This is a genomic window from Cognataquiflexum nitidum (genome assembly GCF_022538055.1).
Taxonomy (GTDB): domain Bacteria; phylum Bacteroidota; class Bacteroidia; order Cytophagales; family Cyclobacteriaceae; genus Cognataquiflexum; species Cognataquiflexum nitidum.
Map to the genome: position 1 here is coordinate 1 of NZ_JAKZAM010000047.1, position 24,218 is coordinate 24,218.

At 40.8% G+C, this 24,218-nt stretch carries 13 protein-coding genes and 1 pseudogene; 5 read left to right on the forward strand and 9 right to left on the reverse strand.

Annotation, left to right across the window (positions count from 1 at the left end):
- Positions 1-38 precede the first annotated feature (38 nt).
- The gene (locus MMU07_RS20450) at positions 39-1,244 is read right to left on the reverse strand and encodes an ABC transporter permease (RefSeq protein WP_241128468.1); all 1,206 of its coding nucleotides are present in this window, start codon (positions 1,242-1,244) and stop codon (positions 39-41) included.
- Between the two features lie 712 nt (positions 1,245-1,956).
- Positions 1,957-2,280, reverse strand: a complete 324-nt coding sequence (locus MMU07_RS20455) for a hypothetical protein (RefSeq protein WP_241128469.1) — start codon at positions 2,278-2,280, stop codon at positions 1,957-1,959.
- Between the two features lie 414 nt (positions 2,281-2,694).
- Here MMU07_RS20455 and MMU07_RS20460 point away from each other — a divergent pair, with 414 nt between their 5' ends.
- The gene (locus MMU07_RS20460; protein WP_241128470.1) at positions 2,695-3,864 is read left to right on the forward strand and encodes an FG-GAP-like repeat-containing protein; all 1,170 of its coding nucleotides are present in this window, start codon (positions 2,695-2,697) and stop codon (positions 3,862-3,864) included.
- A 417-nt stretch (positions 3,865-4,281) separates the two neighbouring features.
- On the opposite strand, the gene MMU07_RS20465 is transcribed toward MMU07_RS20460, so the two are convergent.
- On the reverse strand, positions 4,282-6,750 hold the full coding sequence (locus MMU07_RS20465; RefSeq protein ID WP_241128471.1) for an ABC transporter permease: 2,469 nt from the start codon (positions 6,748-6,750) through the stop codon (positions 4,282-4,284).
- 616 nt (positions 6,751-7,366) lie between these two features.
- On the opposite strand from MMU07_RS20465, the gene MMU07_RS20470 reads away from it, so the two are divergent.
- On the forward strand, positions 7,367-7,981 hold the full coding sequence (locus tag MMU07_RS20470) for a hypothetical protein (RefSeq protein ID WP_241128472.1): 615 nt from the start codon (positions 7,367-7,369) through the stop codon (positions 7,979-7,981).
- A gap of 282 nt (positions 7,982-8,263) precedes the next feature.
- Positions 8,264-8,554 (forward strand): hypothetical protein, encoded by a 291-nt coding sequence (locus tag MMU07_RS20475; RefSeq protein ID WP_241128473.1) that lies wholly within the window; start codon positions 8,264-8,266, stop codon positions 8,552-8,554.
- A gap of 107 nt (positions 8,555-8,661) precedes the next feature.
- On the opposite strand, the gene MMU07_RS20480 is transcribed toward MMU07_RS20475, so the two are convergent.
- The 5 genes and pseudogenes from MMU07_RS20480 to MMU07_RS20500 all read right to left on the reverse strand — a co-directional run bounded on the left by MMU07_RS20480 (position 8,662) and on the right by MMU07_RS20500 (position 16,154).
- A complete protein-coding gene (locus tag MMU07_RS20480) occupies positions 8,662-11,031 on the reverse strand; it encodes an ABC transporter permease (RefSeq protein ID WP_241128474.1) in 2,370 nt (789 codons plus the stop codon).
- 62 nt (positions 11,032-11,093) lie between these two features.
- A complete protein-coding gene (locus MMU07_RS20485) occupies positions 11,094-13,454 on the reverse strand; it encodes an ABC transporter permease (RefSeq protein ID WP_241128475.1) in 2,361 nt (786 codons plus the stop codon).
- A gap of 109 nt (positions 13,455-13,563) precedes the next feature.
- A pseudogene (locus MMU07_RS20490) lies at positions 13,564-14,262 on the reverse strand (ABC transporter ATP-binding protein).
- A 147-nt stretch (positions 14,263-14,409) separates the two neighbouring features.
- The gene (locus MMU07_RS20495; protein ID WP_241128476.1) at positions 14,410-14,763 is read right to left on the reverse strand and encodes a four helix bundle protein; all 354 of its coding nucleotides are present in this window, start codon (positions 14,761-14,763) and stop codon (positions 14,410-14,412) included.
- Between the two features lie 140 nt (positions 14,764-14,903).
- Positions 14,904-16,154, reverse strand: coding sequence for an efflux RND transporter periplasmic adaptor subunit (locus MMU07_RS20500; RefSeq protein ID WP_241128477.1), 1,251 nt, complete (start codon positions 16,152-16,154; stop codon positions 14,904-14,906).
- A gap of 520 nt (positions 16,155-16,674) precedes the next feature.
- Between MMU07_RS20500 and MMU07_RS20505 the strand changes: the two genes are divergently transcribed.
- Both MMU07_RS20505 and MMU07_RS20510 read left to right on the forward strand, forming a co-directional pair.
- A complete protein-coding gene (locus tag MMU07_RS20505) occupies positions 16,675-18,063 on the forward strand; it encodes a sigma-54-dependent transcriptional regulator (RefSeq protein WP_241128478.1) in 1,389 nt (462 codons plus the stop codon).
- Positions 18,053-19,408 (forward strand): sensor histidine kinase, encoded by a 1,356-nt coding sequence (locus tag MMU07_RS20510; protein WP_241128479.1) that lies wholly within the window; start codon positions 18,053-18,055, stop codon positions 19,406-19,408. The genes MMU07_RS20505 and MMU07_RS20510 overlap by 11 nt, the downstream gene beginning before the upstream one ends.
- A gap of 349 nt (positions 19,409-19,757) precedes the next feature.
- Here the strand turns inward: MMU07_RS20510 and MMU07_RS20515 are convergent.
- A partial coding sequence (locus MMU07_RS20515) for a LamG-like jellyroll fold domain-containing protein (RefSeq protein ID WP_241128480.1) occupies positions 19,758-24,218 on the reverse strand: 4,461 nt, incomplete at its 5' end.

The window sequence follows — 24,218 nt, forward strand, 5'->3', positions numbered from 1 at the left end:
GGCCTTGGATGGATGGAATATTCTCTCAAATCTCCAACCTAAGCCTCCCATTTACATATTCTAATGCATAATTCGGGGTAAAATAAGAAACTGGAATAAGGTATTTGCAATTTCCTATTGGCAAGGTCATTGAAAAATGGCAATAGCAGGCTTGCAATCAAAAGTGCAATTACAAAAGAGAATAAACTCATCAAAAATGTCTCGGTCAAAAATTGCCACATCAAATCCTTTTTGCTTGACCCAAGTGCTTTTCTGACGCCAACCTCCTTGGCACGGCTCGATGACCTTGCTGTGGAAAGGTTCATAAAATTGATGCAGGCAATCAGCAGGATAAAGACCGCAACTGCCGAAAACATATAGATGTATAAAATGCTGAAATTGGGTTCAAACTCACCCTGAAGGTTACTCCTAAGGTGAATATCAAGCATTGGCTGGAGTAAATAGTCAATCTTGTTTCCGGTTGCCTGAAAATTTTCCAAAGTAAAATCATCCCCCAAGACCTGACTCAGTGCCGGAGCTACATGTTTTTGAATCAATTGTTTGAGTTTGTCATTAACAGCTACGGGATCAGCTCCTTCATGAAGTAATATATATGTAGGGAAATTATTGCTAAGCCAAAAAGTGGATTTGGCTTCTTCCAATCCGGCAGTAGCTAAAATCAGGTCGAAGTGAAAATGACTGTTGACCGGCATATCTTCATAAACTGCGGTGATTTTATAGTCAGTTTTATTGTCCAAAATCAGGCTTTTTCCCAATGCACTTTCATTTGGAAAAAACTTATTTGCTGTCCTCTTGCTGATGGCCATGGTATTGGGTTCGTCCAAAGCACCTTCAGCACTGCCTTCCAATAAGGGTACAGTAAAAACTTTGAAAAAGTCCTTTCCGGCATAGACAACATCATTTTCCTTGATGTTATCTTCTTCTCTTTTGACCAAAAAAGATCCTTGACTCCTAAAATGAACAGCTGCCTCTACCTCTGGAACCTCAAGAGGCAAAGCTTCCGCCATGGGTGCAGGGCATTGGATCATATTGAAATTGTCTCCGCCGAATATTATCTCGGACTTTACCCTATAAATTCTCTCAGCATTGGCATGGTGCTTGTCATAACTCAGTTCATTGAACAAAAACAGGGAAATGATGATACATATCGCTATACCCAAGGAAAGGCCGAGTACATTAATAAGAGAAATGGTTTTGGTTTTCCAAAAACTCCTAATTGCGGTTTTGAAGATGTTTTTGAACATAGTAGGAAAATTAAAGTGGTTGTAGTTTTAATGTGGTTATAATTGTAATAATGGTTGTCGGGTTGTCGAGTTATAGGAATCCGTCATTCTAAGTGTAGCGAAGGATCTATTTACAATTGAGACTCTTCCATACGTTCAGAGTGAAGTTTATACCAAATTCATCATTTCACATTATCCCACTTCCATGCCACAAGAAAACTTCATTATTGTTGAAAAAAGGCATCTTTTGAAAAATCACAGGGTTTCTGTCCGAACATTTTTGTCCGCAAATGGGCAAAAACCAAGTCGGCTTTATTTTAATATAAAATCTTTAAGCAGCACAAATCAAATAATCAATGGGTTAAGGCCGAAAGTGAATTTCCCATTTTATTTTCAACATGGGGAATTACAAATCCCACCCAGGTCAATGTCATACCTATTTATTACTCTGCAGGCGGGAATAAAAAATCCATTAATTTTTCACTTATTTCGTTCGGTTGTTTGAAATGTAAGTGAAATCAAATTCATTTGGTTGGGCTTTATATTTTCCAATTGATTAATTCGTTCAATTGGATTTTTGGTTTCAACATCTATAAATCCATGGTCATATTTTAATAATTCATATTGGGGTAAGAAAATTGCCGTCAAACTTCAATTCTATTGCTTAAATCAAATCATATCCTCTATAATTTTAATACAAATAATTTCTCCCTTTATAATCTAATTGGTAAAATCATTCTGCAAATGCGAGCCTTTGCGAAAACCTGGCGGCCATGGCGGTGAAAAATAAAATCACCACAGAGTTCACAGTGCCCACAGAGAAAAAACAAAGTAAGGTTGGAACATTGCGATCCTTGGCGAAACCTTGGAGACCATTGTGGTAAAAAAAGATAGGGCTTGAGGAGAAGAAGAATAAAGAAATTTGAATGTTTGTGCAGACACAAGCATGGGCGATAGACTCTTCTCCCCCCTGGCGGATCAGAGTGACGGCACGTTTTTCTGCGGCAATCTGCACTATCTGCGGGAGAATTTTGAAACACAAAAATAATGTGTCCAACTTCTGGAGATTCAGAATAAAGAATTTGAATGTTTGTGCAGACACAAACATGGGAGATAGACTCTTCTCCCCCCTGGCGGATCAGAGTGACAGTCCATTTTTCTGCGGCTATCTGCGCTATCTGCGGGAGAATTTTGAAACACAAAAATAATGTGTCCAACTTCTGGAGATTCAGGATAAAGACTTTGAATGTTTGTGCAGACACAAGCATGGGAGATAGACTCTTCTCCCCCCCCTGGCGGATCAGAGTGACGGCACGTTTTTCTGCGGCAATCTGCACTATCTGCGGGAGAATTTTGAAACACAAAAATAATGTGTCCAACTTCTGCCGAAGCAGGATAACAATCCCTCATTCCGGTCACTTCACTACTTCTCCCAATTTTATTATATTTACTAATATCCAAAATACAGCCTATGTTGACGATCCTAATATTTCTTTTTCTCCAAATCGCTCAAGTTGGTTTGCAACCGACTTTTGAGGCGCAGACGATTGACGATAAGGTTGCGATCGGATATGGCCTTGCCATCGGGGATGTTGACGGAGATGGCAAGCCGGATATCTTATTGGCTGACAAAAAACAATTTGTCTGGTACAGAAACGGAGACTGGAAACGGTTTGTGATGATCGAAAACCTGACTGAATTTGACAATGTCTGCATTGCCGCACGTGATATCAATGGGGACGGAAAAGTTGAAGTGGCAGTTGGTGCGCAATGGAATCCCTCAGAAACAACTGATCCCGAAAAATCCGGGTCGGTGCATTACCTGGTTCGGCCTGAGGATCCTACCCAAAAATGGACTGCTGTCAAACTTCACCATGAACCGACAACGCACAGGATGCGCTGGGCAAAAACCAATGCCAATAACTACCAACTAATCGTCCTCCCCCTTCATGGCCGTGGCAATAGGATGGGCCAAGGTGCAGGCGTGAAGGTTATGGCTTACCAACCACCAAAAGACCCCAACGGAACCTGGACCACCGAAACCATTGACGCATCTCTGCACCTGACTCACAACATGGACATTGCAGACTTGGGAGATGGATCAGGTGAATCCATTTTGATAGGTGGAAGAGAGGGAGTGAAAGTCTTTTCATTTAAGGAGGGAAAATGGACAAGCCATTCCCAAGTTGAACGCTTGGTCAAAGACCATGCAGTCGGTGAGGTCCGATTTCAACAATTACCGAATGGAAAAAAAGCCTTGGCAACAGTTGAACCCATGCATGGAAACATGGTGGTGGCCTATGAGATGATGGATTTTTCTTCCGAAAATCAAATCAGGACAGCCTTGGACAGTACTTTGGCAGAAGGTCACGCTTTGGGTTGGGGAGATTTTTTGGGCAATGGTAGCCATCAGATAGTGGGTGGATGGCGCGTGGCAAACAAAGAAGGCGATTTTGGAATCAGGATTTATATTCCTCAATCAGGTTCCTTTGAAAAATTCGCTGTCCATTGGATTGATAAAAACGGGATGGCCACTGAAGACCTGCAGGTTGCTGACCTGGATGGCGATGGCAAGCCCGAGATTATTGCCTCAGGTAGGTCCACCAATAATTTGAAAATTTATTGGAATAGGAATAGGTGAAACTTATTAAGCTTCTATGAAATATGGTAGATATATGGTAGAAATAAATTGAAATATTTTTGAAATATTCTTTAATGGATATTTGTGGATATTGGATATTCATGGATATTAAATTCCAAAATAGCCGTGATTGTGGAAAATTATATCGCCGAAGGCATTATTTCTATATATATCGCGCAGCATATATCATTTCAATATCGCCGAAGGCATTATATCCATTTATATCGCGAACCTGTCTGCCGCGGCAGAGCATGTATATATCAATATTTCGCGTAGCATATATCAATTTATATCGCGCAGCATATTTCATTTCCAATATCGCCGCAGGCATTATATCCAATTATATCGCGAAGCATATATCGTTTTCAATATTTCGCGAAGCATATATCAACCATATTTCCCGAAGTATATATCATTTTATTCCGATTTAAGTGAATCCGCCGGATTATCAGAAGCAGCTCTCCAAGACTGGATAGCGATAGTCAGCCAAGCAATCAGAATAGCAACAGCAGCAGTAAGTACAAAAAACCCAACCTGCATCTGTACCTTATTTGCAAACTGTTCCAGCCAAGTTTCCATGATATAATACCCAATCGGTAAAGCCAAAACAATGGCAACAATGACCGGCTTTAGGAAATCTTTGGTCAATTGGTGGACAATGGAAAGAGGACTCGCACCCATCACTTTTCGGATTCCGATTTCCTTTCTCCTTCCCTCCGCCATAAAAATGGACAAGCCAAGCAAACCCAAACTTGAAATCAGCAAAGTCAACAATGCGAAAAGTCCCAACAAGTTGCTCAGCCTTGTTTCCCTGTCGTATTGCCTGACAAGACTCTCTTCCAAAAGCGAATACTCAAAGGGAATTGAAGGATTGATTTCTTTCCATTTGGAAGACAAGGCTGCTGTGGCTTGTGGAATATCCTCACTGATGATTTTGACCAAAAGGTGCGAACTGTTATCAGAATTCCCATTTTGAACAGGCGAGTAGATGGTTGGCTGTATCTCAAACCGCAAGTCAGAGGTTTGATAATCTTTGACCACACCGACCACATTTCCACGAAAATCCATAAAACGTTCTCCGTTTTCTTCTGTAAATACTTCTATAGGTTTTCCCAGGCTTTGTTCAGGAGAAAGGCCCATCATCTTCGCAAGTGATTCATTGATGATAAATCCACCATTTCGGATGGCAGGAAAAATTTCCCTCATTTTGAAAGCATCCCCTTTGTCGTTGAATTCAGAAGAAAATTCCCTTCCTGCAACCATCTCTACACCTATGGTCTCAAAATAATTGAAATCTATATACTGTTGGTTGATCCAATTCTGGTCATTCGGATTTTGACCTTCATAGGAAAACTGCGGACCCCAACCTGCATCTACTCCCGGCCGGGCGCTTGATCCAAGGACATTTTCGACAAATGAAAACTGCTTGTAAGCGTTGGTAAGACTTTCCCTATTTGATCGTGATACTTCCCCCATTGATATTGCAAGGATATTTTCCCTATCAAAACCCAAATCAGCTTTGCGCATATAAGATTGTTGGAAAAAGGCCACCGTGGCGCAAAACACCAAGATTCCCGACATCACAAACTGCAGCACAACCAAGCTTTGTCTCAAGGCACTCTTATTGGACTGAAAAGTAGTTCCCTTCAAAATCAGATTTGGTTTCAATCCAGAAAGGTACAATGCCGGAAAAAATCCCGACAAAAAGGTCGAAACCGCCAAAGTGATCAAAAGAAACATCCAAACTTGACGATCTTCAAAAAGGTTGAAAGGAATCTCCTGTTGCAGCAATCCGGAGAACACCGGCAACAATATCTCAACCAGAACCAGTGCCAAAACCATTGCGAACACATTGACGAGAAATGATTCCGTAAAGAACTGCAGGACCAATTGTGATTTTTTGGCGCCTGTCACTTTCCGTATTCCGATTTCCTTCATCCGCTTGATGGCACGGGCAGTGGAAAGGTTGATGAAGTTGATGCAGGCCAAAATCAAAATAAAAATCCCTATGCTTAAGAAAATGTAAACAGTGGACTTGGGTGTACTTGGACTCAGTTCACTTTGATAGGAATTGTCCAAATGGATGTCTGTGATAGGCTGTAAAAATGGAATGTACTTTTTGGCTTCCTCCTCGGACCTTGCTTTTTTGGAAGCTTCCATGGTGCCGCTGTTGACAAAATGGACATCGGAAGGGTCTTTCAATTTTACATAGGTGTAACAATTCGGCCACCAAAAACTCCCGAATTCAGCAGTCAGCGGATAGCTTTCTGTGGCTTTGAAGGAATTGAGGGATGTTATAAAATCGAAGTCCAGGTGTGTATTTGAGGGCAAATCTTTCAAAACGCCTTTGACCACAAATTCAAAATCACCTGTCGAAATCAAACTTTTACCAATCGGATCCTCCTTACCAAAGTATTTTTTGGCCATGGATTCAGTCAACAAAATCTGAAATGGATCATCCAAAACTCCGGTTGTGATCCCACTCAGCAATGGGAAATCAAAAACCTCAAAAAAACCTTCATCCGCAAAAGTGAATTTTTCTTCCCTAAAACTCTCTCCCTGATTTGACCCATCGGCAGGTCTGAGGTAGGTACTGGTACGGTGGATCCTGACTGCACTTTCAACCTGGTCAAATTCTTTTACCATCATTGGAGCCACTGCGCCACCTGTCCATGCCCAATTTTGGTTACCATCCACCCTTTGGGCGACTCTGAATATCCTGTCAGAATTGGTATGAAAATGGTCATAACTCAATTCCTGCCTCACAAAAGCCAATAAAATCAGACAACAAGCCAAACCTATCGCCAAACCAAAAATGTTGATGGCAGAAAAAGATTTTTGCCTTTTGATATTTCTCCAGGCGGTTAGAAAGTAGTTTTTGATCATAATTTATCGTGGTTAATGGTGGTTAATGGTTATTGGGTTATTTGGTTATTTGGTTATTTGGTTATTGTTCAATGATATATGGTAGAAATACATAGAAATAAATGGAAATATTTTGTTTCATTGCTATCAGTGAGATATTCATAGATATTGGATATTGATGGATATTATATTCTAAAATAACCATGATTGTAGAAATTATATCGCCGAAGGATTATAACCATTTATATCGCGAAGCCTATATCAACTTTATATCGCGCAGCATATATCCTTTTAGTATCGCCGAAGGCATTATATCCATTTATATCGCGCAGCATATATCTACTATATTTCACAAAGTATATTTCAATGTATATCGCGAAGCATATATACCCTAACCATTGATATGCCAATCCAAAACCTCTAAAATTCAATGAATAAGGGCTGTTTGGCTAAAAAGAACTCGGAATGCCGAACAATTTTGTTCATGGGCGGACGAATTTTAAGCCCTCCCCTAAATGACCTTTTAATTCAAATAAAACGTAAATAAAATTTATCAAATCTGTAACATTCAGCAAGAATTTGTATCATATACCGAGGTCATTTGGAGATATGGAGTAAGCTTTGGATAATGCGAACTATGGAGAAAATCAAGGAAAACTTTTTGGCACAGCTTGTCATCATCTACACTAGATACCTATTGGGAGGCGGATTTGTATTTGCCAGTCTGATCAAAATCAAGGGATTAAGGTTTACCACTGAAAGCGGCGAAAATGAAGCTTTTGGAACAGCATTTCATTTTTTTGAAACCATGTACCGAACAGGGATTTATTGGCAGTTTATCGGATGGGGGCAGTTGATTGCCGGGCTGCTAATGATGACACAGCGATACGCAAAATTGGGCGCCGTAGTCAATTTCCCGATTATCCTCAATGTATTTGTGATTACAATTTCCATGGATTTCAATTACACCCCTGTCATCACAGGTATGATGTTGTTTGCCAATACCGTTTTGTTGGTTTGGCATTGGAATGAACTTCGGACTTTGGTTAATCTACCCGTAGTTCTTGACAGACCAAACAGGCTCGAAGACCAAAAATCATGGGAGATCACAGGATTGGTTTTGTTTCTTTTTACCGCCGGATATAGACTTTTTACAGACAGGTATGATCCCATATTCTGGTTTGGAATCTGTGCATTAATCGGATTGGGAGGTTTGGTTTTTGGATTGAAAAAAGTGAGTATCTTTAGATAATGGAAAAAGTTATAAAAATAACCACCTTGGAAAATGATTCTTCAGATTTCACCTATTGGTCCCAAAAGAGTCCAAAGGAGAGGCTTGAAGCAATTGAATTTTTACGAGAGCAATTCATGAGATTTAATAAAGATGCTGAGCAAAGACTTCAAAGAGTTTGTACAATTACTTATTTAAAATAAAGTTGAGTATTTAATCGTAGGGGGGTATGCCGTAGGTGTACATGGATATCCTAGATATACCGTGAATCTCGACATATGGATCAACGCTACTGAGGAAAACGTGTTAAAAGTGTTAAAAACGGTAAATGATTTTGGTTTTTCTTCTTTCAATCTTAAAGAAGCAGATTTTTTAAAATTAGGCAACGTTATACAACTAGGCTATCCACCTTTGAGGATTGATATTTTGACAAAAATTGATGGTGTTGATTTTAAAAATTGCTTTGAAGAAAAATTCATTTTAGATATTGAAGGTCTTAAGGTAAATTTTATAAGCATTGAAAATTTAAAGAAATACAAAAGAGCATCCGGAAGATTACGAGATTTAGACGATTTGGAAAACCTGAATGCTTGAAAGTTTTCTTCAACATTGAATGAATTTTCAATTCCTACTTTAATATACCCGTGTTTCCAGATACTCTTTTGCTTGGTATTTTTATAAAAGTTTTCTCAACTGTTCAATTACTCACTTTTAAGCGTACTCGCCGGATTCACCTGGGCGGCTTTCAGTGCTTGCATGGTGACTGTGAAGTAAGCTATACTCAATATCACCCCTGCGGCCAAAGGAATAAACCACCATTCAAAATCGATCTTGTAAGCATAGCCTGAAAGCCAATCCTGCATCAGCCAATAACCTACTCCTGAACCGATCACTATCGCTACAGCCACAATGGTGATAAACTCCCTGTTGATCACATGGAGTATAGATGCCGTGGATGCACCCAAAACCTTTCGGATGCCTATTTCCTTGGTTTTTTGTTCGGCTACGTGGGCAGACAGGCCAAACAATCCCAAGCATGAAATCAAAATGGTCAAGATGCTGAAGTACTTTGCCAAGTCCCTGATTCTCAAATCCTCATTGTACAATTTGGCATAATTTTCATCCATGAAGGTGTACTGAAAAGGAAAATCGGGGTTTATCTCCTCTGACAGGGATTTGATGGAAGCTATGGCATTCTGAATATCGCCCGTACCCAGCCTTACGAATGCATTTGTAGCAAAAGATTTATCCAAAAGGATAACCACAGGCTCCATGCTTTGGTGAAAACTTTGAAAGTGAAAATCTTCCACAACTCCTGTGATGTTACGGTCTTCTCCCCACATATTGAAAGAAACTGCATCCGGGTTGTCCTGTGTGATAAGTTCATAAGCTCTCCTGTTGATGATCGCTCCCTGAACGGAATCCGCACCTTTGACAGTATTGAAATCTTCCCCTTTGATCAGTTTCATTCCGGTAGCCTCCAAGAAGTCATAGTCCACCCTCATAATTTCAAACAAGGCGGTAAAATCAGGATCTTTTCCTTCCCAACTCACATTTCCTGTATTGGAATTTCTTCCCAACAAGTTGTGGGTGGATCTGGAAACGGAAAGAATGTCCGGATTCTGAGTCAACCGGTTTTTGAAGACATCATAATTTTCTGTCAATTTACCTTCTAAAGGAAGAACCAAAAGCTGTTCTTTCTCATAACCCAAATCCTGTTTTAGGGCAAAACCGATCTGCTGATAGACCACTACTGTAGAAACAATCAAAATGGTCGCAAGCGTAAACTGGAAAAGTACAAGTCCTTTTCTAGCTATTACTATCCCCTTGCCCGCTGCGGTGTGGCTTCTAAACACATTCACTACTTTGGTAGCAGAAAGATAAAATGCCGGATAGCTACCCGCGACTAATCCTGTAAAAAGGACGACGCCAAGAAACTGCAGCCAGAAATTGGGGTCAGAATAAGGAATTTCCATTGTTTTGCCCGTTAGGTTATTGAAAACCGGAAGCGTCAGTTGGACGAGCAGCAATGCCAAGACAGAAGCAAACAATGTAATCAAAAGAGATTCGCTCAAAAACTGGTAAACCAATGCGTTTTTTCCGGCACCGGCTACTTTCCTCACCCCAACCTCCTTGGCTCTTTTTTGGGATTTTGCTGTGGAAAGGTTCATAAAATTGATGCAGGCAATCAGCAACACAAACAGTCCGATCACAGCAAACAACTTTACATATTCGATTCTACCGCCTTGTTGGATGCCGTCTTCAAATTTGCCATGCAGGTAAAGTTCCTTTTGAGGATATGCAAATAGTTTGACATTACTTCCCTCATTTCTCTCGACGATAAAATTTTCAAGATTGGCAGAAAAAGCTTTCCAATCGGACTCTTTGTTCAGTTTGACAATGGTACTTGGACCGTTGTTGCCCCACTCACTTAACCATGAATTGTAGGGTTTTTCAAACATAAACTGAAATGGAAGAATATATTCAAAATCTGCCAAACTGGAATTTGGCAGTGTTTCCAAAACCCCTTGGACAATAAAAGAAGCCTCGCTTCCTGATTCTTTCATCACGACTGTTTCCCCGATGACATCTGATTTTCCAAAAAGCTTGACCGCGGCATCTTTGGTCAAAACAATATGGTTTTTTTCTGAAAGTGCTCTTTCACGGTCCCCATGGAGTATTCCATATTGTAGGATTTGCAAAAAATCTTCTCCGGCATAAAATCCATCCAATTTGATTTTGGTATCCCCATTGACAAACAGGTTTCTTTCATTCCAGGAATAGGTAGCGGCTTTTTCAATTTCAGGATAGACATTTTTTAGTTCTTTGGCCAAAAGGCCAGGCGTCGAGGTAGTGGTAAAAATATCTGGGCCGTACTTTTGATGCTCCATGATCTGATATACCTGATCTATATCTACAAACTGTCGGTTCATTTCCAATTCAGATTTAACCCAAAGACCAATCAAAACGGCTGCCCAAAGACCCAAAGTCAATCCAAAAAGGTTGATGGTAAAGGTGAGTTTGTGCTTGGAAAATCCCCTCAATGCGATTTTTAAATAGTTTTTTAACATAGTGGTTGTAGTTTATGGAGTTTAGCGGTTTTAATTTCTAAAATCAGATATATCAAAGAAGATCATTCAGAACTCAGGGAATTTACCGGATTTGCTGCTGCTGCTTTGAAAGCCTGAAAACTGACGGTAACCATAGCAATGACCAAGAGTCCGATTGCCGATGCGCCAAAAATCCACCAACTCAGGTTGGTTTTGTAAGCATATCCCGCAAGCCAAGCATTGGAAAGGTACCAACCCAAAGGAACCATAATCAATATGGCTACCACCACCAAAAGCATGAAATCCTTGACAATCATGCCTAGAATTTGACTGACGGATGCTCCTAGTACTTTTCTTACTCCTATTTCCTTTTTGCGGTTTTCTACCGTAAATGCTGCTAGACCAAACAATCCCAAACAAGAAAGAAAAATAGCAACAAATCCAAAATACCTGGCTAGTTTGGAAATCCGCTGCTCCTGAAGGTATAAGGACTGAAAATCTTCATCCATAAAGCTGTAATCCATCTTTTGGGCATTCAGGTTTTCAAACAATCCTGAAACTGAGGCAAGGGTTTCCAGCTGATTTTCGGGATTGATTCTGATGATGATTTTTTGGGCAAAGGCTTTGTCATATTTAAGAAAGGCAGGTTTTACCTTTTCTTTCAGGGATTCAAAATGAAAATCTTTCAATACTCCAATTACTTCCATATCATTCCCCCAAAGATTCACCGTGGCACCGACGGGTTCTTTCAGGCCGATTACCTTCACCGCTTCTTCATTGAGGATGATCTTGGAACTTTCATCGCCAAAATCCCTTGAGAAAGGCCTTCCTTCCAAGATTTCAAAATCCATGGTCTCGATCAAATCCATGTTGACCGTAATGTTTTCAAATTTGATCTGTTCCTTGGGATCTTTTCCTTCCCAACTCAACCCTATAGTAGAGCTCATCAATCCTACGAGGGGATGGGATAAGCTTGAGGCATTTTCCACCCCCGGAACTCCTTTAACCTGATTCAAAAACGATTCAAGTTGGGTATCTGAAAGGGAGGAGGAATTGATCTGAAGCAGGTGGGATTGGTTGTAGCCAAGATTTTGGTTTTGGATATAAGCCATTTGCCGTCCTATCACCGATATCCCGATGATCAAAAGCAGCGAAATGGAAAACTGGAAAACCACCAATCCTTTTCTTGCCAAAAGCTCCCCAAAGCTTCCCTTGAGGTTACTTTTGAGGATTTGGATTGGTTTGAATTTTGACAAATAAACCGAAGGGTAAATCCCAGCAAGCAAACCTGTAAATGCCCAAATCAAAACAAGTAGGAGGATTTGAGATAAATCCAAATTGAGATTCAGTTCTTTGAGCGTAACCTGATTGAAAAACGGCTGTAATACTGCAGCCAAAACCAAGGCAAGAACCATGGCAAAGAAGGTGAGCAACATCGATTCGACCATAAATTGGCTGAACAAACCGCCACGGCTGGCACCCATTGACTTTTTGACGCCAATCTCTTTGATTCTATTCATGGACCTGGCAGTGGTTAGGTTCATAAAATTGATACAGGCAATCAAGAGAATGAAAAATGCAATTGCCGAAAAAATCCAGACATAATTGATCCTTCCTCCTACTACCTTTCCATCTTCAAATGACCCATAGAGGTAATTGTCTTCAAAAGCCTGGACAAAAGGAGTCACATTGCTTTCTGTCTTCCTATCCTTTAAGAAATTGGCAATTTGGGCATTAAAGGAATCAATATCCGTTCCTTCCCTCAGTAACAAAAAGGTTCCTGCATTGAAATTGTCCCAATGAGCTCCATCTCCAAGCATTTTTTTGAAGTAAGGAAAAGACAGCAAGAATTCAGGTTTGTCTACATCCAACGAACCAAAATCCCTATACACGCCTCTTACGATGACGTCGTTTCCAAACTCAAACACAGACCATTTTAAACTTTTTCCGATGGCATCTTTTGACGATCCGAAAATTCTGATAGCTGTTGATTCTGACAAAACCACCGAGTTGATGTCTGACATAGCCTTCGATTTATCTCCTTCCAAAAACTCAATGCTGAACATTTCCAGGTATTCCTGGTCGACAAAAAACCCATCTGCGACCTGCACATCTTTTCCATCGTCAAAAGAAACACCTGTAATATAGGGTGAAATCGCCGCCGCCATTTCCACTTGAAAAAGTTCAGCTTCCATGGCTTCGGCCATTTCTGCAGGAGTGATTTCAATAGTATTTACACCCGTGGAATTGTCATGGTTTGTAAATACCGTATAAATTCTATCTCCAAGCGCATGGTACCTGTTGATACTCACTTCATCTTTGACCCACATCATGATCAAAATCACCGTGGTCAAGCCCAAAGTAAGCCCAAACAGAATTATTAAAAATGTCAATCTGTGCTTTTTGAAGCTCCTTAATGCGATTTTGAGATAGTTGGTGAGCATGGTGGTTGGAGGATGGTTAATTAAATAAAAAATTAAGTTGTAAAAATGACCGATGACCGATGACGGATGCCAACATCGGTCACCCGTCATCAGACATCCGTCAAGTTTTTCAAATATGGAACTGCTCCCGAATATTTTCAGTCACAACTTTCCCATCAAATAGGTTGATAATACGGTGGGCATAGTTCGCATCGTGTGGGGAGTGAGTCACCATTACGATGGTAGTACCTTCGTTATTCAGTTCTTCCAAAAGCCGCATCACCTCTTCACCGTTTGCAGAATCTAGGTTTCCTGTTGGTTCATCGGCAAGGATTACAGAAGGTTTGGCTACAATTGCCCGGGCTATGGCTACCCTTTGCTGCTGACCGCCGGAAAGCTGTTGCGGAAAATGGTCTTTTCGGTGCATGATGTTCATCCGACCGAGGACTTCCTCAACCCTTCGCTTTCTTTCGTCCGCAGGGGTTTTGAGGTACAAAAGCGGAAGCTCCACATTTTCGAATACAGTGAGTTCATCGATGAGGTTGAAGCTCTGGAATACAAATCCGATATTTCCTTTTCACAGCTGTGAACGCTGGCGCTCGGAGAATTTGGCTACTTCATTTTCGATGAAATAGTATTGTCCGGAATCAGGATTATCCAGTAGTCCGATGATGTTGAGCAAAGTGGATTTGCCACAACCTGACGGACCCATAATGGCGACGAATTCGCCTTTTTTGATTTCGATCTGGATATCATCCAGTGCGGTGGTTTCTACTTCCTCTGTGGTGTAGAGTTTTCTGAGGTTGACGGTTTTGATGATGTTTTGCATGGGGGGTAGGGTGTGTTCTTATTTGTTAGATAGTTTCTTTGGAAAATTTTTGACGGAAGACAGAAGACGGAAGACGGGAATTTTGATTTTAAACTTTTCTTGGTCTTCCACTGGTTTCGATAAATTATTTATATTCATCATAGGTTTTTATTTTATGTTTCTTTTGAAGCTTACCATCATATTCATAAGATTGTAAGCCTCCTCATACCTCAATTGAAATTCTTCATCAGAAATATATCCCCTCCTTTTTGCTTTGTGCAAGCAGGTAATTACTTCAGCTAAAGATCTAATTGAATATGCCATAAATCTTTTTTGTTCGGGATTTGATTGGTCAATTGCCCCTTCTGCAATGTTCAAAGCAATAGAATCTGCTGCCCGGCGGGATTGGGAAGACAATCCGAACATTTCAAAATTTGGGAATTTCAACACCAATTGATGTATATTTTCTCCGAAATCCATGGCCTTCTGCCATATTGTAATTTTTTCAAATTTGAACATCATATGATTTTGATAATAAATAGGTTAGTAATTATCAAAACCAATTTAATTTTTCTGTTCTTATGATTTCCACATTGAACCAAACTTAAACGACTAATTTCAAATTCCGGGACTCTTCCGTCTTCTGTCTTCCGTCTTCCGTCTTATTTCAAATTCAACACCTCATTCTTTCCAAAATTCTCATAACCACTGACGATGACGCGATCGCCTGGTTTGAGGCCTTCGATGACTTCGTAGTGCTCCGGATTTTTGCGGTTGAGTCGGATATTTCTTTTCTCTGCCCGGCCTGTAGCTTCGTCCACCACAAAGACCCAATTTCCTCCTGTATCCTTATAGAATCCACCGGTTGGCAATAGGATAGCCTGTTTGCTTTCACCGAGTTCGAGGCCGATCCGTACGGTTTGTCCCCTTCGGATTCCCGTTGGCGCTTCACCGGTAAATACCATATCCACTTCAAATCTTCCTCCAGTCACATTGGGATAAATTTTATCGATTTCGATTTCATAACTGCTTCCCGAAAATGTAAATGTTCCCTTCAGTCCGGTGCTGATTCTTGGCAGGTACAATTCATCTATTTGGACTTTTACCTTGAATTTGTCCAAGATATCGATCTGTCCATACCGCTCACCCGCATTGATGGATTGCCCGACTTCGATCTGTTGTGTGGTAAGCTGCCCTTTGATAGGAGCTCTGACGACTAGGTTATCCAAAATATGGCCTACTCCATCGAGTGACTGCATCATTCTTGATTCGGAATCCCTCAATTGTCTTTTTTGGATAGATCTGGCAACTGAATCGTTCCTGTAGGATTCATATGTCAATCTTTTCCTTTTTACATTGTATTCATACTGCTCTTTTACCTCCTCCAATTCCCTATCGGAAATCAATTTTTTACTATGCAATTCCTTGAACCTTTCATATTGTGGTTTGAGGAGGTTGATCTGATAATCAATTTCTGCCAACTGACCCTGTTGGCTGAGGTCGTTTTGGTCAAGAAGCAATCTCGTCTGTCGGAGATTGTTGATCTGAAAATAAAGGTCAGTTTCACGCTGCATGACATCCAATTGCAGATTGGAGTTGGTCAGTATGAGAATGGTATCGCCTATATCTACCAAGGCGCCTGATTCCCTTACAATCTGTTGGATATTTCCCCTTTCGATGGCATCAAGAAAAAACACTTCTCCCGGTTCAATGGTGCCACTGACAGGAATGTAATCTGTATATTCCCCTTCAATAACCGTGGCAATAGTGATTCTATCCTTATTGACATTCATTGAAGACCTGGAATCAGCGAATATTAATTGGTACAGAACAAATCCCACTAATAAAGCTCCTCCTGCAATTATTCCGATAAACTTAGGCGTCCAGGTCTTTTTCTCAATCTTCCTATCCATTGTAAATTTTCTGTTATTCTTTTGGTATGTGTTTGCCAATTAACATGCCATCAACAAAACCCCTCAAAAACATTCAAAAAGGGCATATCCGTTTTTGACCGGGAGGTTTATCGAACAAAAACGTCCGCAAGCGACCAAAAAATGAAATGACTAGAGTAGAATTATTAAAAAATTACCCTTACTTCTTTTGATAAAAACTGCTTAAATTCCATCCATTGACCGATTTTGAAATCACTTTGTCCGTTTGTATCATTTCGGTACAAGTTTTGGAAGATACTAGGAGAATTGGAAGATTGAAAAATTGGAAAATTGGAAAATTAATGTTGGAAGGTTGAAAAGTTTGGAGGATTAAAAAGTTGCATACTGTTGAGATTCTGTATCAAGAGTTGGAATTTCAGTATTCTAAATCCCCTCCGTAAGATGGCGAATTGGTTGAAAAATCTTACTACCATCTTTCTCAAATCCAAAGTCTCATGTCTCAAATCTCAAATCTCACGTCTCAAATCTCACGTCTTAAAATATGAAAGAAAACAAACCAGGAAAAATCCTCATAGTAGATGACAACGAGGACCTTTTGAAAGCCGCCAAAATATTTTTGAAAAGGCATTTTGGACAAGTAGATACAGAAACAAATCCAGGCCTTCTTCCTGTCCTTATCATCAATGAGCAATATGACGTGATCCTGTTGGACATGAATTTTACCAAAGATGTGAGCAGCGGACAGGAAGGCTTCTATTGGTTAGACAGAATCTTGGAGTTGGATTCTTCTGCGGTGGTGGTATTGATTACTGCATATGGAGATGTCAATACAGCTGTCAAAGCCATAAAAGAAGGGGCAACCGACTTTGTATTCAAACCATGGGAGAATGAAAAACTGTTGGCGACTTTGAATTCAGCACTTCAACTACGGCAATCAAAACTGGAGATTTCCCAGCTCAAAAACCAACAACAACAGCTATATCAGGACATTGACAGCAAATTCAAAGATATTATAGGGCAAAGCGCTTCAATGGTCAAGGTATTTGAAACCATCGAAAGGGTTGCCGGTACAGATGCGAATGTATTGATTTTGGGAGAAAACGGAACAGGAAAGGAATTGATTGCCCGTGCTATCCACCGGCATTCCAAAAGATACAGAGAAGCATTTGTAGGAGTGGACTTGGGATCGATCACTTCTACATTATTTGAAAGTGAACTTTTCGGGCACAAAAGAGGCTCCTTTACCGACGCCAAAGAAGACAGGGCAGGCAGATTTGAGCAGGCTAACAAAGGGACTTTATTTTTGGACGAAATCGGAAACCTTCCCCTCCCACTCCAATCCAAGCTTTTGGCAGCATTGCAAAACAGAGAAGTGACAAGGGTAGGTGCAAATAAAGCAACGCCTGTCAATATCAGGCTGATATCCGCTACCAATATGCCGATACACAGCATGGTGTATGAAAACACTTTCCGACAGGATCTTCTTTATCGTATCAATACCATCGAAATCACCTTGCCGCCATTACGAGAAAGATTGGAAGATATCCCACATTTGACCAACCATTTCATCGAAGTTTATTCCAAAAAATATAACAAAGAAATCCGCAAAGCCGGTGAAGCTCTGATCAAACGCATGCAAAAATACCATTGGCCCGGAAATATCCGGGAGCTTCAGCACAGCATCGAGCGGGCAGTAATTATGACATCCCATGGTGTCCTTCAACCTGAGGATTTATTTATGCAAAAACAGCTTTCTCCGGAGAAACAAGAGGAAATGGTAAGTCTCGATCATTTGAACATTGAGGATGTTGAAAAAATTCTGATAAGAAAAGCCCTCCAAAAACACAATGGCCATATTACAAGAGCGGCAGAGGAGTTGGGGCTGACCAGGTCATCACTTTACCGAAGACTGGAAAGATATGGGCTTTAAATCATTTGCAATGGGCATATTGGTCAGGGTTTTGCTCATTGTGAGTTTTGCCTATTTGGGCCTGTTTTTTTTCTTCCGAGAACAGTCACTGGTTCAGACAATCTTGTTTACAGTGATTGTATTTTTTCTAATGGTCAATCTGATCTCCTATGGAAATACCACAAACAGGAAAATTACGCGGTTTTTGGAATCAATCCGATATTCAGATTTTTCATCTTCATTTACCAAAGACAGTAAACTTGGAAATTCCTTCAGGGAAATGAATATGTCTTTCAATGAAGTAATCGAAGCTTTTAAAAAGACAAGAGCTGAAAAAGAGGAGCAGATGCTCTTTCTCCAGATCATGATCCAGCATATCAATACCGGGATTTTGTCTTTTGATAGCCAAGGTCGCATCGGAGTGATCAATGGAGAAGCGAAGCAATTGCTTCAGATCCCTCAGTTCAAAGACATCAATGACTTGGGGAAGTTGTCGGTAGATTTATTGAAAAGTGTTCTTTCGCTCAAACCAGGTGGTTCATTTTCTATCAAAATCAATAACGAGATCCATCTCAACGTACAATCCGCTTCCTTCAAAATGGAGGGAAACAGTTGGACCCTTCTTTCTTTTCAGAATATCCGTTCAGAATTGCAAAAAAACGAACTTCAAGCCTGGCAAAATCTGACGAAAGTTCTCCGTCATGAGATTATGAACTCCATGACGCCAATAGCAAGTTTGGCAAATTCGTTGGGGACAATCTTGGAGGAAGATATTCACGAGGAAGATACAGGAGAATTGGTCCTCGAAAAAGACTCCTATGTCGATCTTTGCGAGGGTTTGGAAACCATCTCCAAGCGCAGTACGGGTCTTGTAGATTTTGTAAATGCGTACAGGGATTATACCAATATTCCCCAACCTATATTGAAGCGTTTTGCGGTTCAGCAGTTATTTGAAAATATCTGTGTTCTCCTGAAGGAAGAATTGGCGAAATCCGGAATCCAACTCCTAACGGAATTGCATCCAAAAGAACTTGAACTGATGGCTGACCAGGACCTCATCCAAATGATCCTTATCAACCTGATCAAAAATGCCAAAGAAGCGATGGAGAAAGCCACCACCAGAACAATTCTTCTAAAATCAGGGATCAACAGTCAGTCCTTTCCCTATATCCAGGTGATTGATCATGGTGAGGGAATTGTCCCTGAGGCCTTGGAACGCATATTTGTACCATTTTTTACCACCAAGAAAACCGGGAGCGGAATCGGGTTGGCCATTTCAAGGCAGATTATGAACCTGCATAAGGGAAACCTTGAAGTAGAGTCAATTCCTGGACAGAGGACTGTTTTTACGATGAAGTTTGGGTGAGGTAACTGTATTTTTTAATTCCCCAGGCTGAAGTTTTGGGAAACTCATTTGAAGAATGATGGGTATACTCGTCTTTGCCATTAACCCTGTATTCTACTTCATTAGGGACGAAGTCGGAAGACCCCCGACTTCCACCAGAAAGGTATATACGAGGCATTTCAGTCGAAAGACAAGAATTAAAATGGATATCCATTCTGTTGGTAGGATTGAGTATTTACGTATATCAATTAAATGGAATTCTAAATCAAAACCATTAATGGGTTACAATAACAATAAAGTAACCCGCACAAAAAAGCCTCCAAAATCAAACTTTGACTTTGGAGGCTGGTAATCTTTGATTCAAATCAGTTTACTTTTTAAGGAACTTGAATACCTGTTGATGACCATTGGTATTTACCAAGAGAACATGGGTTCCAGTTTTCAGTCTAAGGTTCGAAATATCCAAGATTAAAGTTCCGTTTTCGGAGTCATACTCTTGGTTCAAGAGCAAGATACCCTTCATGTCAAAGATACTGATCTCAACCCTCTCCTCTTCCCTATTGGAAAGTTCTAAGTTGATAAGGTCAATTACAGGATTCGGATATATCCTGGTAACCTTTGGCGTATCCCGCAGTTCTGAATTATTCTCCATCGAGGAAGGATTTTCTTGGGTTTCATTTGAACCATTTTTTTGAAATTGATTAGCCCTAATTCTTAAAGCTTCAGAACCTATCGCTGCCAAAGAAGAAATTTCGGAAGGGGAAAGAGACCTTCCATAAAGTCTAAGGTCATCAATTGCCCCATTGAAGCGCTGAATGGTTCCAAGAGCACCGATCACTAGGTTTCCTGAAGTGGTACCTATGGTAAATGGAGCATAAGATACTGAAATGTCCTCAACACCATTGATAAAGATTTTGCTATTACTTCCATCAAAGGTTGCCGCAACATGAATCCATTCTCCCACATCTTGAATGTAATTATACGAGGATTTCAAACGATATAAGGTCCCACTGTTTCCACGGTTGAGCCTAAACTCAATCTGCCCGTTGTTATCAAGCCATAGTTCAAATCCATTTCCATCAGCCTTGGAGATTATTGTGTTCCTTCCAACAACGTTTGGTTTGACCCATGCCGAAATAGTAAGGGCATCCTCAATTTCAAGACTACTGCTATGTGGTACCAATCCAAACCTTCCTCCGTTGCCGCTAAGGTTGACTGCAAGCCCTATAATCCCTTCTGACCAGAAAACACCGCTAGTGTTTTGAATAACAGCGTTATTCACATTTCCTGAGTGGTCTACAAGGATATTTCCACTTCCTTCGTCCATCTTCCAATAACCAACCAATCCAAATTCAGTATTCGTATCTTCCAAAGTAGAAAACGTCCATACTTCAGACCAATCAGATTCTCCTTTTCCATTGTAGGAAAGTACCCTCCAATAATATTGGGTCGATGAATTCAGTCCCGATGGGTTAAATGTTAACACATTGCCCACATCAACGTTGCTTAGGATATCCAAGAAATCGTCATCTGTAGCAAGCTGAATCTTGTATCCGTTTGCAAATTCAGATGGTAACCATGACAATACCACATCCGAAGCCAATACCGAATTATTACCGTTTGATGGGGATAGAAGCTGGGGTTGCTCTGGTATCGAAAGCCCTTCATTGTAAAGATCGAAGATTTCAGTTTCTTCAAGAGCCCTTCCATAAAGTCTAAGGTCATCAATTGCCCCATTGAAGCGCTGAATGGTTCCAAGAGCACCGATCACTAGGTTTCCTGAAGTGGTACCTATGGTAAATGGAGCATAAGATACTGAAATGTCCTCAACACCATTGATAAAGATTTTGCTATTACTTCCATCAAAGGTTGCCGCAACATGAATCCATTCTCCCACATCTTGAATGTAATTATACGAGGATTTCAAACGATATAAGGTCCCACTGTTTCCACGGTTGAGCCTAAACTCAATCTGCCCGTTGTTATCAAGCCATAGTTCAAATCCATTTCCATCAGCCTTGGAGATTATTGTGTTCCTTCCAACAACGTTTGGTTTGACCCATGCCGAAATAGTAAGGGCATCCTCAATTTCAAGACTACTGCTATGTGGTACCAATCCAAACCTTCCTCCGTTGCCGCTAAGGTTGACTGCAAGCCCTATAATCCCTTCTGACCAGAAAACACCGCTAGTGTTTTGAATAACAGCGTTATTCACATTTCCTGAGTGGTCTACAAGGATATTTCCACTTCCTTCGTCCATCTTCCAAAAACCAACCAAACTATCATCACCTTCAACTCCATTACAGATGCCTGAAACTGGTTGGAATCCAATTGACGCAGGATCATTGTCCGTCCCATTGGTTAAAAATGGAACCACATTTGCACTTCCAAGCACACGCTGCTCCACTTCTGCAAAATCACCTGAACCAAACCAGTTACAGTTGGCAGCTATGCTTCCATCAGTAATTACCGCTATTGCATCAATTTCCAATGCAGCACCTACACTTGACCTCAACAAACTGTTTTCAGTTATGCTGATCGCATTGTAGGGATCCAATGTCCCCGCTCCCCCACTTTGAAGGAATATGCTCCTGTTGGAACTGCTGATTTTATTGTTGCTGATAGTAAAATTGCTGTGGGAACCAACATTTGTATTTGAACCTGCTTGGGTTCTGATTCCTATTGCAACATTTGAAATCTCATTTGACAACAAATTTATTCCTGAGAATTCTCCATTGCCCAAAGTGATAATGCCATCATAAGCACCACCGAAAGTGTTTCCTGAAACAGAAACATTGCTTACAGAACGGTCGCTTGCAGAAAGTTGAAGGGAATACCTTGCACCATCAAATGCAGCATTGTCGGCCAATGGGTTTACTAAACCGAGATTGACCGTATTTCCACTGATGACAACATCCCGAGAACCATCTATATTCATCCCTCTACGGCGTGCAAAAGAGGCATTGGAATGTAAGATCGTGTTGTTGCTGATTGTTACCCCTGTAATGTTAAACAAAGCAATAGCAGTGGCATCTGCCAATTGGATATCAGAAATCAGGTTATTACTCACAACCCAGTTTTGTGCTCCGATCGAAGTGGTAACTGCTCCTGAAGCAAATCCATATACAATTGTCTGTTGCCCGGTATTACCTTCAGCAATGTTGTTGGTCAATGAAACATCACTCCAAGGACCGGTACCACCTGCCGCAAATGCAGCTCCTGTGCCCGTAACCTTAAATCCATCTATGTTTATTCCACTGCTTCGCAAAGAAAACGTTCCACTCAAGATGGATTCCGCTACCCTCGTACCTGTATTTGGATTTATGCCAAAATTAGCTCCTCGGATCAATATGGCCTTGTCGACCAAAACATTTTCCGTAAAGGTTCCTGCATCAACTCGGACAACATTTCCTGTTACGGCAGCATTTACGCCTGCTTGAATTGTACCATGGCTACTGAGCAGAGTCGTTTCTGTCCCATCAGAATACACACGGACAGGAGCTACACCATCACAGACATTTGCTAAAGGCTGAAAACCTATTACCGATGGTTCATTGTCTGTACCGTTTGTCAAGAATGGAATGAAATTAATGGCGCCTGAAACCGAGACATCGACATTTTCGAAGTCACTAGATCCATACCAGTTACATGTTCCTGAAACAGGGCCATCGGTTACATTGAGATCAGCATCGACAGTAAATGAACCTCCTGTAAATGAATTTTCAGTTACACTAATATTGGTAAATGAAACAGGGCCAGTCAACGCTGCGGAATGAAGGTTTCTGAGCCAAACTGCAAAATTTGAAGCTTCAACCAAATTTCCGGTAATTGTGATATTGGCCATATTGGTCCCGCTTGCATTTGGTACAGCCCCACCTGAGTTGAAAGTGAAGGCCCTGAAGACATCAGTAACTTCATTGTTTTCAATCAAGACATCCGAAAGATTTCTCTGACTCAAACCCACAACTGCGGAATATGCCCTAGTAAAGCTGTTGCCGCTAATGGTAATGTTTGAAACTGCCCTATCACTCATGGAAATCTGGATACCAAAAGGTGCAATTGTCAACACGCTAGGAGCAACATCACCCATGTCAATTGTATTTCCTGAAACAGTTACATTGATACTGCCGTCGAGGTTAATTCCACGACGACCTGTAAACGAGGTATTTGAGTGCTCAATGACGTTTCCATTTATTACTAGACCGTCAATGTTGAATAATGCTATAGCAGTTGCATTAGCAGATTGAACATCGACAATTCTATTGTTACTCACAACCCAGTTTTCTGCACCAATTGATGTTGTAACCCCTCCTGAAGCAAAGCCATATACAATCGTCTGTTGACCTGTGTTGGCTTCTGCAAAATTGTTGGTCAATGAAACATCACTCCAAGGACCGGTACCAGCTGCTGCAAATGCAGGTCCCGCGCCTGTTACTTTAAATCCGTCAATGTTAATACCACTGCTTTGCAATGAGAACGTCCCATTCAAGATGGATTCGGCAACCCGAGTTCCTGTATTTGGATTGATGCCAAAATTAGCTCCTCGGATCAAAATGGCTTTGTTGACCAAAACATTTTCCACATAGGTACCAGCATCAACTCTAACAGCATTCCCTGAAACAGCCGCATTTACGCCTGCCTGGATTGTTCCATGACTGCTAAGTAAAGTCGTTTCTGTAGCATCAGAAAATACTCGGACAGGGGCTACACCATCACAGACATTTGCTAAAGGCTGAAAACCAACTGACTCGGAATCATTGTCCGTCCCATTGGTTAAAAATGGAACCACATTTGCACTTCCAAGCACACGCTGCTCCACTTCTGCAAAATC

Bases quoted from the DNA above. Each gene is read 5' to 3' on its own strand.
- MMU07_RS20450 (WP_241128468.1), bottom strand. From the start codon at position 1,244: ATGTTCAAAAACATCTTCAAAACCGCAATTAGGAGTTTTTGGAAAACC.
- MMU07_RS20460 (WP_241128470.1), top strand. From the start codon at position 2,695: ATGTTGACGATCCTAATATTTCTTTTTCTCCAAATCGCTCAAGTTGGT.
- MMU07_RS20465 (WP_241128471.1), bottom strand. From the start codon at position 6,750: ATGATCAAAAACTACTTTCTAACCGCCTGGAGAAATATCAAAAGGCAA.
- MMU07_RS20470 (WP_241128472.1), top strand. From the start codon at position 7,367: ATGGAGAAAATCAAGGAAAACTTTTTGGCACAGCTTGTCATCATCTAC.
- MMU07_RS20480 (WP_241128474.1), bottom strand. From the start codon at position 11,031: ATGTTAAAAAACTATTTAAAAATCGCATTGAGGGGATTTTCCAAGCAC.
- MMU07_RS20485 (WP_241128475.1), bottom strand. From the start codon at position 13,454: ATGCTCACCAACTATCTCAAAATCGCATTAAGGAGCTTCAAAAAGCAC.
- MMU07_RS20495 (WP_241128476.1), bottom strand. From the start codon at position 14,763: ATGATGTTCAAATTTGAAAAAATTACAATATGGCAGAAGGCCATGGAT.
- MMU07_RS20500 (WP_241128477.1), bottom strand. From the start codon at position 16,154: ATGGATAGGAAGATTGAGAAAAAGACCTGGACGCCTAAGTTTATCGGA.
- MMU07_RS20505 (WP_241128478.1), top strand. From the start codon at position 16,675: ATGAAAGAAAACAAACCAGGAAAAATCCTCATAGTAGATGACAACGAG.
- MMU07_RS20510 (WP_241128479.1), top strand. From the start codon at position 18,053: ATGGGCTTTAAATCATTTGCAATGGGCATATTGGTCAGGGTTTTGCTC.